Source organism: Candidatus Darwinibacter acetoxidans (assembly GCF_041936445.1).
In the GTDB taxonomy this organism is placed as follows: domain Bacteria; phylum Bacillota; class Limnochordia; order Darwinibacteriales; family Darwinibacteriaceae; genus DTU010.
On sequence record NZ_JBHGXH010000322.1, the window covers coordinates 1 to 14,158 of the forward strand.

The window sequence follows — 14,158 nt, forward strand, 5'->3', positions numbered from 1 at the left end:
CAACCAGGGCCAAGATCTCACCCCTGGCCAGGCTCAAAGAGACATCCCTGAGGGCATTGAGATACTGGGTTGGGGCTGCAAAGCGCCTGATGGGGAAGTACACCGATACATTCTTAAGCTCCAGCAGCTGCTCCCCTGTCATCGGGGCTCCCCTCCTCTGCGTAGAGATGGCAGGCCACCTGATGGTCTGGGGCCACGTGCCTGAGCTTGATGGGCCGAGTGCATCTAGCCATACGCTGCCCGCAGCGCTCGTAAAACAGGCAGCCCGGCTCGGGGTTCAGCAAGCTCGGGGGTTTACCCGGGATGCCCCCGTAATCCTTTCCCTCCCCCAAGAGGGCCGGAAAGGAACTTAAAAGACCCTGGGTGTAGGGGTGATGGGGCCTGGCGTACAGATCCCGCGCCGGGGCCACCTCCGCCAGCCTACCCCCGTACATCACCGCGATCCGATCCGCCACTTCCAGGAGCAGCGAGAGATCATGGGTGATGAAAATGACGGCAAAGCCCAAGCGCCTGCGGAGCTCCTCGATCTTCTCCATAATGGTCCTTTGCACCACAACGTCCAAGGCAGTTGTGGGCTCATCCATAATCACCACCTGGGGCTGCAGGAGCAGAGCCATGGCGATCATCACCCGCTGCCGCATACCCCCCGACAGCTGATGGGGGTAGTCCCTCAGCCGATCCGGAGGGAGATCCACCAGTTCCATCAGCTCCCTTACCCTTTCCCGGGCCGCACGTTTGGGTATACCCCGCCTGTGGGCGAAAATTCCGTCCAGGAGCTGTTCCTCGATGGTGAGCACTGGATTTAAGGCACTCATGGCCGATTGGAAAACCATGGAGATTTTACTCCAGCGGATCCGGCGCAGCTCCTCCTCGGGCAGGTAGGCGAGGTTCTGCCCCTCCAGGATGATCTCCCCGGCGAAGATCTTGCCGCGGCCCTTGAGCAGGTTCATGAGGGCAAAGGCCAGAGTGGATTTGCCGCAGCCGGATTCCCCCGCCAGCCCCAAAAACTCTCCCCGGCGCAGGTTGAAACTGACCCGGTCCACGGCCCGCACCCGGCCCAGCCTGGTCTCATAGCCCGCTTCCAGCTCTTTGACCTGCAAAACAACATCGTTCAAGCGGTTCACCTACCTCTGGCGCAGTTTGGGGTTGGAGATTTCATCGATGGCGAAATTCAAAAGGGCCAGGGCCGTCCCGAGTAAGCCGATGGCCAGGCCCGGGGGCAGGAACCACCACCAGGCACCGTAGAGCAGGGCTGCGCTGTTGCGGGCCCAGTACAGCAAGGTGCCCCAGGAGACCACAGTCAGGTCCCCCAGGCCCAAAAAAGAGAGGGAGGCCTCCCCCAGCACCGCGGCCACGGTGGAGGACAGGAAAGTAGCCATGACCAGCGGGATGATGTTGGGCAGGATCTCCCGGAACACGATGGCCAGGGGGCGTTCCCCCAAGACCTCCGCGGCCTGCACGTATTCCCGCTGGCGCACCGAGAGCACCTGGGCCCGGATCACCCTAGCGCCCCAGGCCCAGCCGGTAAGGGCCAGGACCAGCACGATGGGGAGGATCCCCTCCAGTCTGATGTAGGTGGCGATGACAATGATCAGCACCAGGGTGGGGATGACCAAAAAGACGTTGATCACAAAGGAAACGACCTCGTCCACCCAACCGCCGAAGTAACCAGCGGCAAGCCCCACCGCAACCGAGATGAAACTGGTGAGCAGCCCCGTACTGAGCCCGATAAACAAGCTGGTGCGGGTGCCGTAGATAAACTGGGAGAAAATATCGTGGCTGGTCTGGGTGGTGCCCAGAAGATGCTCCCTGCTGGGGGGAGCCAGCATCTGGAACCGGCGCCCGTCCTCCCCCCGGTTTTGGTGGGGGCCGTAGGGAGCAAGCAGGGGCGCGAGCAGCGCCACCAGCACAAACAGACCCAGGAACACCAAACCGGCCAGAGCCTTCCTGTTGCTGAGGAAGAGGCCGGCGAAATCCCGCATCATTCGGCGCTACCCCCCCTCACCCGGGGATCCAGGGCCAAAATGGCCAGGTCCGCCAGGAAATTGGCCACCAAAACGGCCAGGGAAACAAACAGGAATACGCCCTGGATCAGCGGGTAGTCCCTCTGCTGGGTGGCCTGGTAGAACATGAAGCCCACCCCTGGGTAGGAAAACACCATTTCCGTCATAAGGCTGCCCCCCACAACGAAACCGAGCTGCATGGCAAAGCCGGTGATGGAGGGCAAAACGGCGTTGCGGGCCGCGTAGTGGTACTTGATCCGGGCCGTAGAGAGCCCCTTGGCCTCGGCGGCGGTGATGTAGTCTTCCGCCAGCACGTTGAACATGTTGTTGCGCATGAGCAAAAGCCAATACCCCAGGGAGGTGAGGGCCACGGTGGCCGCGGGAAGAAAGCCATGCTTAACCACGGAACGGACAAACTCCCAGGAAGTCCGGTCCAGGATATTGGGATCCGCCCCGCCTCCCAAAGGAAAAATGGGGTTGCGGAAGGCAAAGAAGTAGACCAAAACCAAGCCCAGCCAGAAAAAGGGAAAGGAGCGGACAAAGAGGAAAACACCTAGAACCGCCGAGGAAAGGGAATGCTCCCTCCTCCAGGCGATCTCCGTCCCGAGAAGAGTGCCCAGGACAAAGCTGATCACAGTGGCCAGACCCACCAGACCCACCGTCCAGGGAACTGACTTCCCCAGCACGGTGAGGACCGGCGCGGGATAGTGGCTCACCGACAAGCCCAGATCTCCCCGGAGCAGGTTGGTGAAGTAGAGCCAAAACTGCTGCAGGAGACTCATGTCGCTCTGTCCCCCGAAGGCGGCCCGGATGGCCGATTCCGCCGCGGGATCGAGATTGCCCAGCTGGTGGATGAGCACCGTGGCCGGATCCCCCGGCATCAGGCGGGGCAGCACGAAGTTGACCACGATGGCGGAGAAAACCGCCAGGAGCAACCAGGTCAATTTGCGCAGGAAGTACTTCATCTGCTGTTCACCTTACCTTGGAGGGGCATCCCCCAGCGGAGCTGGGGGATTGCCCTGTTACTGCACGGGCTGGAGGTTGAGGAAGATAAGCATCTTGCCCATGCCCGCAAAGTGCGGATCTACATAGGGATTCTCCTCATTGGGCCAGCCGGTGAAGTTGCGGGTGCTGTACTGGAACCAGATGGGGTTAAAGAAGAGGGGCACAAAGGGCACGTCCCTCATGAACTCGGTGATCACCGTTCCCATCAGCTGCGCCTGCTCGTTGGGATCGGCGGTGCGCCTAAAGGCCTCCAGGGCCTCATCCACCACCGGGTTTTGGTAGCGCACACCGGAATGGGTGTCCGCGGCCTGCCCGATGGGCGCGTAGTGCCGGGAATGGAGGATGTTGTCAAACTGGAAGAAGGCCGAGGAGCCCGAGGTGGCGTAGCCCATGGACATCTGGTAGTCGCCGTTGATCAAGTTATCCATGAAGGGGGAAGGCCAGGCCAGCTGGACCACCCGGGCCTGGATGCCTACCGCGGCCAGCTGTTCGCTGATCACTTCGCAGGCGATAATCCAGTCGCTCCAGCCGGTGGGCACATAGAGCTCAAAGGAGAGGGGAACTCCGTCCTTTTCCATGATCCCAGAGCTGCCTATGCGATAGCCTTCCTCCCCCAAAAGCGCGACTGCCCCGGCTGGGTCAAACTCCGCGGCAAAGGCCCTGGCCTCCTCGGGCACCCAGGGCAGGAAGGCCTTCTTCACCCCGGAGCGGTCCGCCGGCAGGGCCCCGGAAGCCATGATGGTGGTGATCTCCACCGGATCAATGGCCATGGCCACCGCCCTGCGCACCTTGGGGTTGTTGAAGGGCGCAGCTTCGTTGTTCAAACTCAGGTAGACGATGTTGCCTTCCGGCAGCCAGTAGTGGTTGTGCTCCGGGTCACGGGCCACATAGACCTGGTCGATGTTGGCGATGAAATAGCCGCCCCAGTCCACTTCCCCGTTGATGATCTTCATGGCCGCCTGCTCATTGCCGGTAGCCCCGATATACTGCACCCCGTCGATGTACGGGAGCGGCAATCCATCCTCGCCCATCCGCCAGTAATTGGGGTTGCGGGTGAGGCTGTAGGAGAACTCGGTGAAGCTCCCTTCAACGAACATAAAGGGACCTGTGCCCACGGGATTCTCGTTCCCCGTCCACTCCCCGGGGTTTTCCACGTCCTTCCAGATATGCTCGGGGACGATATACACCTCTGCCACCCTGGTGAGGATGGGGATGTTCACACCGTCGAAGATCAGCTGCAGGGTGTAGTCATCCACCTTGACCACATCCACAAGGCCCTGCTGCCAGATGCCCGCCCGATCCAGGGCGGCGTTCTCCCGGCCCAGGTTAAACGTGAAGAGGACATCATCCGCGCTGAACTTCACTCCATCGTTCCAGTAGACATGGTCGTGGAGATAGAGCGTTAAGGTGGTCAGGTCCTCCGACCACTGGTAGGACTTGGCCAGCCAGGGGATGATCTCCCCGGTGTAGTTGTTGCTCACCAGCAGGGGCTCATAAAAATGCCCCAGGGTGGACTGGAGGGCGGTTGGCGAGAAGGGGTTGAAGTTTTTGACCAGCACACCCTGCCTGCCCTCGGTTATTCTAACGATGCCGCCGCGCCTTACTTCGGCGCTGACCAGGGCAGGTAGGACCAAAACCACCGCCAACAGGATAGACCAAAACACAAACCAGCGTGACTTGCTCATGGTTTACCTCCTCCTGCTGAATTAGCTTTGTTCGGTTTGGCCAGCAACTGTTCCTGCCCCGCTCTCACCTCCTCTGCCCATAATAGCTAGGATGGCACCGCCTCGCGGTGTCCATCGCTTGGTGGATAGCAGATCTTGCCCAAAACCCCGGGCCTGCCCCCGGTTGCTCCCGGCACGTTGTTCGTCCTCCGCTCCAGGGCCGCCTTGGCCAGGAAGGCAAAGGCCACCGCTTCCTTGGCTTTGCCCGGAAGGCCCACCGCCTCATGGGTGAGTACTGGGATGGGGAGAAGATCCTGGAGCATCCCCATGAGCGTGGGGTTGTAGCTGCCCCCTCCCCCCACAATGACCAGCTGGGGAGCGGCGTGGGGAAAAATGAACCGCTCGTACTGCTGGGCGATGCTGTGGGCGGTAAAGGCGGTGACGGTGGCCACCAGATCCTCCCCCGACAGGCCCGAGCTTGCCACCAACTCCCGGGCGAACTCCCTGCCGAAAAGCTCCCGCCCGGTGGTCTTGGGCGGGGCCTGGTGGAAATAGGGGTGGGAAAGAAGGCGCGCTAAAAGCCTTTGGTCCACCCTCCCTCGGGCCGCGATCTGCCCATCCCTGTCGAAGCTCTCTTGACCTTCCGTGATCATCTCCACCACCGCATCGATCACCATGTTCCCGGGGCCGGTGTCAAAACCCAGCACCGGAGCCACAGCACCTTCCTCGAGCACCAAGGTCACATTACCGATCCCCCCGATATTCTGCACAGCAGCGGGGGCCAGGTGGCGGAAGGCGATCTGGTCGAAATAGGGGACCAGGGGCGCCCCCTGTCCCCCTAAAGCAATGTCTGCCGGCCGGAAATCCCCCACGGTGACAACCCCCGTGCGGTTGGCAATCACCGCCGGTTCACCGATCTGCAGTGTAGCCCGGCCGGGAATATGGTAGATGGTCTGGCCGTGGGAACCGATCAAGTCGATCTGATGGAGAGCCATCCCCGCCCGCTCCGCCACCGCGAACACCGCCTGGGCGAAAAGCTCACCCAGCTCCATGTTGGCCCGGCAGATGGCCTCCACATGGGAAGTAGCAGGGTCGCACAGGGAAAGCAGCCAAGCCCGCTGCGCCGGGGTATAGGGCTGCGTCAAAAATTCCACAAGCTCAAAGCGATCATCATCGTAGATACGCACCAAAGCGGCGTCGATTCCATCCAGAGAGGTGCCTGACATCAGGCCCACAGCTAGGCGCGCAGCCATCCTGCTCACCCCCGAAGCTTAAGCTCCAGTAGCAAAGGGATCAAAGGCATCACGCAGGGCATCGCCCATGAAGTTGAAGGCCAAAACGGAGACCACGATGAAAATCCCCGGGATCATCAGCCAGGGCTGCATGCGCATCACATCCATGCTCTGGGCATCCCGCAAAAGCAGCCCCCAGCTGGTCATGGGCTCCTTGATCCCCAGGCCCAAGAAGCTGATGGTGCTCTCCCCCATGATCATACCCGGGAAGGACAAGGTGGCGGTGACCACCAGGTAGCTGACGATGTTGGGCAGGATATGGCGGAAGATGATGCTGCGGTCCCCCGCGCCCAGGGCCCGGGCCGCTTCCACAAACTCCTTTTCCCGCAGGTTCAAAAACTGCCCCCGCACCACCCGGGCCAGGCTGGTCCAGTCCAAAAAGGCCAGGATGGTCACTACGCCAAAATACACTTTCACCGAAGACCAGTTAGGCGGCAGCATCACCGAGAGGGCCAGCCACAGGGGAATCCGGGGAAAGGAGCGCAAAAGCTCGATGAAGCGCTGGATGGCGTTATCCACCCGGCCGCCGTAGTAGCCGGAAATGCTGCCCATGGCTGTGCCGATGAGGAAGCTCAAAAGGATTCCGAACACGCCCACGCTGAGGGTGACCCGCCCGCCGTACAGGGTGCGGGCGAAAAGGTCCCTGCCGAAGCGGTCGGTGCCGAAGAGGAAGAGCTGGCCGCCGGAGTCGGCGTCCACGCCGAACAGATGCAGATCGCACTGGAAGCCTAAGAACTTGTAGCTGTGCCCCCGCACCAAGAAATAAACGGGGTACTTCCTGCTGGTATCCTCCTCCCAGCGCACCTCCAGGGTAATGGGATCCCGGCTCCGCTGCATACCGTACACAAAGGGCCGCAGGCTGAAGCGGCCGTCGGCATCCCGCCAGTGCAGCTTGGTGGGGGGACAGTTGGTGTAGTCCCGTCGCTGGACCAAATAGTCAGTTGGCGCGATGAAGGGAGCAAAGATAACCAAAAGGTAGAGGAAGGCCAGCACGAAAAAGCCCAGCATGCCCAGGCGATGAGCCTTAAAGCGGCGGAGCATCAGCTGTGATTGGGACAGCACTTTCCACTCTTGAGCCATACCCTCTCCCCCCTTCACTCAAATCTGATGCGCGGGTCGGACCAAGCCAGGAGGATATCCGCGATCAGGTTCCCCAGGAGCATCAAAAAGGCAGAAAACATCAAAAAGGTCATCACCAGGTACTGATCCCCGTTGATCAGGGCATCGTAGAAAAAGGGGCCCATGGTGGGTAGATTGAGCACGATGGAGGTGACAATGGTTCCGCTGATCAGCTCCGGCAGCTGCATGCCGAGAAGGGAGATCAAGGGGTTGATGGCGTTGCGCACCGCGTGCTTGTAGATCACCACCCGCTCGCTGAGCCCCTTGGCCCGGGCGGTGACCACATACTGGGCCTGGAGCACATCCAGGAGGTTGGCCCGCATGAGGCGGATCAAACCAGCAGTCCCGCTTAGGCCGATGGCGATCAGGGGGATCCACAGGTGTTTGAGCAAATCGACAAACTTGGCCCAGGTCCAGGGCGCGCCGATGTACTGCTGGGAGAAGAGGCCCCCCACGGCAGTGCCACCCAGGCGCAGGCTCAGGTACATGAGCACCAGGGCCAGGAAGAAGCTGGGTATGCTCACCCCGATAAACCCGATAAAAGTCAGGAAGTAATCCAGGAATGAATACTTGTGGGTTGCAGAATAAATTCCGATGGGAATGGCCACAACCCAGGAAAAGAGCATGGTGGCCCCGGCCACCACCACTGTCCAGCCCAGCCGCTCCCAGATCAGCTCCTGGACAGGGCGCTTGTAGGCAAAGGAGTAACCAAAATCACCCCGGGTGAGGATTCCCTTCACCCAGGTCCAGTACTGCAGCGGCGCGGGCTGGTCCAGCCCCAGACGGGCGCGGATCTGCGCCACCATCTCGGGGGTAACCCGGGGATCGGTTAGGTACTGGGTGGTGAAATCCCCAGGCTGCAGCTTGATCACCGCGAAACAGAGGATGGAAATGAGCACCATCATGGGCACCATGATGGCCAGCCTGCGCAGGATGTAGCGGGCCATAGGATCATCCTTCCAATGACGGGAGTGGGGCCAAAGGCACCGCCTGGGCGGTACCTTTGGCCGGTTTCCTTTTCCAGAAGTTGAGCCGCCTGTTTACTGCTTAATGAACGCCGTGTAATTGGTGCCGATGATCTGGCCGTTTTCCTGGATGAAAACGTTGCCCACAGCGTTGCTCACCGCGGCCAGCTCCATCCCCTTGGCGATGAAGATCACCGGTACCTTGTCGGCGTAGATCTCCTGCCACTCGTCGTAGTAGGCTTTGCGCTGAGCCACATCCATTTCCACTTCGCCTAGTTCAAAGAGGTCAAAGACCCGGCGCTCCCAATCCACCATGTTCTCCAGCACCGGCTGCTGGTTTTCGTCCATGGTGCTGCGGTGCCAGTAGTACAGGGCCCTTCCCGGCTGCCAGATGGCCTTGCGCAGCTGCGGATCGGGCTGGTTACCGAAGGCTTCGATCATCACTTCGAACTCACCGGCACTGCGCCGCTCGCCCACCAGGGCGGAGCTGATCAGCTGGAGGTGGGTGGGGATGCCCAGCTGGTCCCATTCGTTTTTGAGGATCACCGCGATATCGTTGTGGGCCTGGACATTCACCGCCGTGGTTAGGGTCAGCTCAAAGGGCCGGCCGCTGGGCAGCTCCCGGATGCCGTCGCCATCGCGGTCCACAATGCCCAGCTCCTCCAGGAGCTCCTTGGCTTTGTCCAGGTCATAGGGCCGCATGATCTTTTCGATCTCGGGGTTGTAAAACGCCTTGTTGGCCGGCAGGACCGGTACTCCCGGGATGATGGCCAGGGTGTTGTAGACATCCTCGATGATCCGGTGGCGGTCGATGGTGTATTCCATCGCCTGGCGGAACTTGTCGTTGCGGAAGATCTCCCGCTTTTCAGCATCATCCACATCCCAGTTGAAGGACAGGTGCGGCGGGCTGGGGGTGGGGCTCACAGGTGAGCCGGTGAGCACCCGGTAATTGGCGCCAGCCAGCTCTTCCCGCTTCAGGGCCGGGTAGTTCTGTCCGGTGATGGTGATGCGGTGGATCTCCCCCGCCCGGAACTGGGCCAGCATCACTTCGGGATCCTGCACGATCAGATAAACCAAGCGGTCCACATAGGGCAGCTGATTACCCTCGGGGTCCACCCGCCAGCTGTAGGGATTTCGCTTGAGGGTGATCTTCTGATCCACGATGTACTCGCTGAGTACGAAGGGCCCCGTGCCCACGATATCTTCCACAGGTGTATCCGTCGTCCAGGCCTGGTTGATGGTCCCCGGCTCCACCCCCCGGTTCAAGGCGGCGATATAGGGTTCCAGTTTGTGTTTGGGTACCATCAGGGCATGGGAAAGCACCCTGGTGAAGGCGCCGTAGGGCGAAGGCAGGATGGCCTTGACCGTGCGGTCATCCACTTTTTCCCAGAGCACCGGCTGGCCGCCCAGGGTAAAGCGGTCCACGGAGTTCCCCTCCGCATTGGGATTCATCACCACATGCACCATGGTGAAGACCACATCATCCGCGGTGAAGGGCGTTCCATCTGACCAGAGCACATCCCTTAAGTAGAAGGTGACCTGGGTGCCCGTTTCATCCACTTCCCAGCGCTCCGCCAGGGCCGGGATGAGCTCCCCGGTTGCGGGGTTTTCAGCGACTAAGGGATCCAGGATGTTGTAGAGGACCGTGTAGGCGTTGTTGTCAATCACTCCGTAGAAGTTGAAGGAGCGGGGTGCAGCGGACAGGCCCAGCACCAGTTCGCCGCCGTAGGTCCCGATCTCCTCGAAGAGAGCCGGGTCAACCACCGCCGGATTGGGGGGAAGTTGAGCGGCGGCAGGAAGCGCCAAGGCCAACAACAAAAGCAAAACCAGCGCAACTCTCTTCACAGTTATTACCTCCTTGCGATTTGTCTCGGACAGCGCCATTCCTATCAGTTCTTAACGGCAACCACCTCCCCCCAAGGTTTTCAGTCAGGGACAAAACCGTGGGCCGAAGTATCAAGTGAGGCCCGGAATGCTCACCGGCAGCCGGCCCCCGGCCTGGGCCTTGCCCAAGAGCACCTCCGCCACCACATCCCAGACCAAGGGCCTGCTGCCGTAGGCGGCGATGTAGGTGGGCACTTCCGGGAAGGCCTGGAGCTCGTAGGGCGTGCGGGATCCTACCACGATCACCCGCCCGTGCTCAGCCAGCAAAGCCCCAACCAGCCCCACCTGGGCGGGGTTGCGGTGGGCATCGGAGGTGACCACCAGGACCTTCGCCGCCTGCCTGGCCTGGGCCAAAACCGCGGCCAGCTCCTGGTCAGAGCCTGAGCTGCCCACCGCGGCGGCTTGGAGCTTGGCTGAACCCTTTTCCTGCAAGGCCCGGGCCAGGGTGCCCACGCCCAGGAGGACATCCTCCGCCTGGGTGGCGGCCTGCTCCTGGAACTCCACCACCAAGATGGGTTCACCGCCCAGGGGCAGATTGCCCCCATCCCGCACAAGTGTGATGCTCCGGCGGATGGCCTCCCGCATAATCTCCACATGCTCCGGCCCCCCTGGCTTGAGATCCAGCTGCCGGGCCAGGTGCCGCTTAAGCTTCAAAATCCGCTGCAGCGACTGGTCAATGCGTTCTTCGGGGATCCTCCCCTCCCGCACCGCCGCTACCAGGGCCTGCAGGGCCTGGGCCTGGAGATCTTCGCTGTGGCTGATGATGGCCAGATCCGCCCCCGCGGCGATGGCCTGCACCGCGCCTTCCACCGTCCCCACCGTCTGTTTGATGGCTGCCATTTCCATACAGTCGGTGATGATTAAGCCTTCATAGCCCAGCTCCTCCCGGAGCAGGCCCGTGAGTACCCTAGGGGAGAGGCTCGCAGGAAGCTTCTCCCGGGACTCCAGGGCGGGAAAGACCACATGGGCCGCCATAATCCCCGCCACCCCTGCGGCCACCGCAGCCCGGAAGGGCACAAGCTCGATCTCCTCCAGACGCTGCCGGCCGTGGCTTAGGACCGGCAGGTGGTGATGGGGGTCCAAATCCACATCCCCGTGCCCCGGGAAGTGCTTAGCCACCGCGGCCAAGTACCTCTGGTAACCCCGGATGGCGGCAGCCCCCAGGCTAGCCACCAGGTGGGGATCCTCGCCGAAGGAGCGCACACCGATCACCGGGTTGTGGGGGTTGCTGTTCACATCCACCACGGGGGCCAGGTTCATGTTGATCCCCACGGCCCTCAGGTCGCAGGCGGCGGCGGCACAGACCTGTTTGGTAAGTTCAGGGCTGCCCGCGGCGCCCAGGGCCATGGCGCTGGGGGCTACCGCCAGCCCCTGGGTGAGCCGGGCGATGGTACCACCTTCCTGGTCCACCGCGCTGAAAAGCGGCGCCCCGCTGGGAGATCGGCCGGCCAGCTCCTGGAGCTCGGCGTTGAGCTCCGCGAAGCGGCGCAGCTCACCCACGTTGCGGGCGAAATGGATCACGCCTCCCAAGTTGTATTCGCTGATCAGGTTGCGCAGAAAGGGGGTGATTTCCCTTCGGGGATAGCCCACCATGAGCAGCTGTCCCACTTTTGCTTCCAAAGCAAGATCCATCCCTATCTACCTCTGCTCCTTTGCCAGCCTGATGGCTCCGGCCACAAAGCCCTCCGCCGCGGCTAGAAGCTCCTTGGCCCGGGGCAGATCGCAGCCTGCCTCCAGCATGACGATGGCCGCTTTGATACTCCCTTCCGCCTGCTTGAGGGCGTCTTGGGCGGCCCTTTGGTCCACCCCCGCCGCTTCCATCACAATCCGCTCCGCCCGGCGGCGCAGCTTTTCATTGGTGGCCTGCATATCCACCATCAGGTTCTGGTACACCTTCCCCAGGCGGATCATGGTCACGGTGCTTAGAATATTCAAAACCAGCTTCTGGGCGGTCCCCGCCTTCATCCTGGTAGAACCGGCGATCACCTCGGGGCCCACCACCGGGGCGATGACGATCTCCGCCAGTTTGTGCAGGGGAGTATCCCGGTTGCAGGTGAGGCCGATGGTCCCCATACCGATTTCCCGGGCCTTCTCCAGCGCGCCCAGCACATACGGCGTGCGGCCGCTGGCGGTGATTCCCACCAAGACATCCCGGGGCTGGGGGTTTTCCGCCAAAAGGTCTAGGGCCCCCGCCGTCCAGTTATCCTCCGCCTCTTCCACCGGGTGGAACATGGCCCGCTCTCCCCCGGCCATGATCGCTTTAAAGGCATCCTCCCCCACGCCAAAGGTGGGCAGCAGCTCCGCAGCATCCAAAACTCCCACCCGGCCGCTGGTGCCAGAGCCCATGTAAAAGACCCGGCCGCCGCCTTTCAATGCGGCCACCATCACTTCCACCGCCTTGACCATGCTCGGAGTCTCCTCCTCCACCGCCTGCACCGCCCGGCGGTCTTCGGCGCAGATCAGGCTGATCGCCTCCCCGATGGGCAGCTCATCAATGTGCATGGTGGCTTGATTGCGCGTTTCCGTAAGTAAATCTTCCAGCTGCGGATCCTTCACCGTCATCGCTCCTTCGCTCAGCTGTGCTCTTCTGCTTGTTCCAGGTGCTGGACGAAATGGCGGGTCAGATAGTCGGGCATGGTAATGGCAGTGCCCACCACCACCGCCAGAGCTCCCCTGCGCAGGGCCTCCACAGCCTGCTGCGGGGTGCGGTACCTACCCTCCGCCAGGACCGGGATGCCCCTCCGGGCGATCGCGGCCACCAGCTCCAGGTCCGGCCCCTCCTGCTGCGGACTGTGGGGGGTATAACCCGAGAGGGTTGTGGCCACAAGATCTGCCCCCGCGGCCGCGGCGGCCTCCGCCTCTCGTAAAGTGGAGATGTCGGCGATGACCGCAAGGCCCAGTTCCCTCTGGATCCTGGAGATCAGTTCCGGCAGGGGCGTGCAGCTGCCCAGCCGCGGACTTGTGGCCTGTACGGCGATGAGATCAGCCCCCGCCTCCGCCAGCTCCCGGGCCTGCTCGAAAAGGGGCGTGATGTAGGTCTCCTCCCGGTTCGCCCTTTTGTGCAAACCGATAATGGGCAGTTTCACCACCCGTCGCATGGCGGCGATGTTGGCCGCGCCCGCAGCCCTCAGGGCCGCCGCGCCGCCCTGCTCCACCGCCTGGGCCATGGCCGCCAGGATCAGGGGGTGATCCAGGGGCGTACCGGGCCGGGCCTGGCAGGAGACGATCAGCTTGCCCCGGACGATCTCCTTGAACCTTTGGGCATCCACAGGCCTCACCTGCCGCCCCGCCCATCCATGGAGCGCTGGTACACAGTCTGCTGCACCCGTCCGAAGCGGTCTAGGATCTCTTCTTTGCGGCTGGCCGCGATCCCCAGGGCGATCAGGTCCACCACCGCCAGTTGGCAGAGGCGGGAAACCATGGAACCGCTCCTAAAGGGAAGCTCGTTGGAGAGGGCCAAAAGGAAGACATGGGAAGCTAGGGCCAGGCGGGAGCGGGGACTGCCCACAATGCTCACCACCTGGGCACCGTTATCCTTGGCCACCTGCATGGATTCCAGGATATCCATGGTTTCGCCGGAATGGGAAATGCAGAGCACAAGATCCCCTGCCCCTAGACCGTTGGCGAAGAAGATCTGCTCATGGGGATCCACAAAGGACCAGGCCCGCACACCCACCCGCAGCAGCTTCTGCTGGGCATCGTTGGCCACGAGCCCAGAAGCCCCTACGCCAAAGCAGCCCACCCGGGAACTGCGGCCGATCAATTCTACCGCCGCCTCCAGGCGATCCACTTCCAAAAACCTGAGGGTATCCTTGAAAGACTGGATGCAGTCGTGGAAGTACCTGCCGGCCACCGCGGCCAAGCTGTCTTCCGGTTCCAGGGCCTCAAAGAGGTTGCTCTGGCGCTGGGGCAGCTCTGTGGCAATGGCCAGCTTCAGCTCACCGAAACCCTGGAAACCCAAGGCCTTAGCCATCCTGGTGATGGTGGTTTCACTGCAGTTGGCCGCAGCCGCCATCTCCGCGATGGTCATGGTGGTCACCCCCCGGGGATCCGCGAGGATCAGATCCGCCGCGGCCCTTTCCGCGGGGCGTAAGGAACTGCGCAGCATGCGCAGCTTGGCCAGTACCTCCTGGTCCTGAGCGCTGATGGGATAGTGCATGACATCCCTCCGCCTTGTGTTTTTCAAATTCATAGATGCATGCCTTTATGTTTCTAAGATTCAACGG

12 protein-coding genes are annotated in these 14,158 nt (G+C 62.0%); all 12 read right to left on the minus strand.

Going from position 1 to position 14,158, the window contains the following annotated elements:
• Positions 1-113: 113 nt before the first annotated feature.
• Entirely contained in the window at positions 114-1,124 is a 1,011-nt protein-coding gene (locus ACE4YL_RS13150) for an ABC transporter ATP-binding protein (protein ID WP_461359924.1), read from the minus strand.
• Complete coding sequence (locus ACE4YL_RS13155) at positions 1,125-1,985, minus strand: ABC transporter permease (protein ID WP_461359923.1); 861 nt, start codon at positions 1,983-1,985, stop codon at positions 1,125-1,127.
• Positions 1,982-2,968, minus strand: coding sequence for an ABC transporter permease (locus tag ACE4YL_RS13160; protein WP_461359922.1), 987 nt, complete (start codon positions 2,966-2,968; stop codon positions 1,982-1,984). The genes ACE4YL_RS13155 and ACE4YL_RS13160 overlap by 4 nt, the downstream gene beginning before the upstream one ends.
• Positions 2,969-3,025: 57 nt before the next feature.
• Positions 3,026-4,693: an ABC transporter substrate-binding protein gene (locus ACE4YL_RS13165; protein WP_461359921.1), complete on the minus strand. Its 1,668-nt coding sequence runs from the start codon at positions 4,691-4,693 to the stop codon at positions 3,026-3,028.
• 86 nt (positions 4,694-4,779) lie between these two features.
• On the minus strand, positions 4,780-5,925 hold the full coding sequence (locus ACE4YL_RS13170) for an anhydro-N-acetylmuramic acid kinase (protein WP_461359920.1): 1,146 nt from the start codon (positions 5,923-5,925) through the stop codon (positions 4,780-4,782).
• Between the two features lie 18 nt (positions 5,926-5,943).
• Positions 5,944-7,044 carry an ABC transporter permease gene (locus tag ACE4YL_RS13175; protein WP_461359706.1) on the minus strand — a complete coding sequence of 367 codons (1,101 nt, stop codon included), beginning with the start codon at positions 7,042-7,044 and terminating at the stop codon, positions 5,944-5,946.
• Positions 7,045-7,058: 14 nt separating this feature from the next.
• Positions 7,059-8,030: an ABC transporter permease gene (locus tag ACE4YL_RS13180; protein WP_461359707.1), complete on the minus strand. Its 972-nt coding sequence runs from the start codon at positions 8,028-8,030 to the stop codon at positions 7,059-7,061.
• A 93-nt stretch (positions 8,031-8,123) separates the two neighbouring features.
• Entirely contained in the window at positions 8,124-9,893 is a 1,770-nt protein-coding gene (locus ACE4YL_RS13185) for an ABC transporter substrate-binding protein (protein WP_461359708.1), read from the minus strand.
• A gap of 111 nt (positions 9,894-10,004) precedes the next feature.
• On the minus strand, positions 10,005-11,564 hold the full coding sequence (locus tag ACE4YL_RS13190; RefSeq protein ID WP_461359709.1) for a glycoside hydrolase family 3 protein: 1,560 nt from the start codon (positions 11,562-11,564) through the stop codon (positions 10,005-10,007).
• A gap of 6 nt (positions 11,565-11,570) precedes the next feature.
• Positions 11,571-12,494, minus strand: a complete 924-nt coding sequence (gene murQ / locus ACE4YL_RS13195) for an N-acetylmuramic acid 6-phosphate etherase (protein WP_461359710.1) — start codon at positions 12,492-12,494, stop codon at positions 11,571-11,573.
• A gap of 11 nt (positions 12,495-12,505) precedes the next feature.
• Positions 12,506-13,210: an N-acetylmannosamine-6-phosphate 2-epimerase gene (locus ACE4YL_RS13200; protein ID WP_461359711.1), complete on the minus strand. Its 705-nt coding sequence runs from the start codon at positions 13,208-13,210 to the stop codon at positions 12,506-12,508.
• Complete coding sequence (locus tag ACE4YL_RS13205) at positions 13,207-14,091, minus strand: MurR/RpiR family transcriptional regulator (RefSeq protein ID WP_461359712.1); 885 nt, start codon at positions 14,089-14,091, stop codon at positions 13,207-13,209. Before ACE4YL_RS13205 ends, ACE4YL_RS13200 begins: the two co-directional genes overlap by 4 nt.
• Positions 14,092-14,158 lie beyond the last annotated feature (67 nt).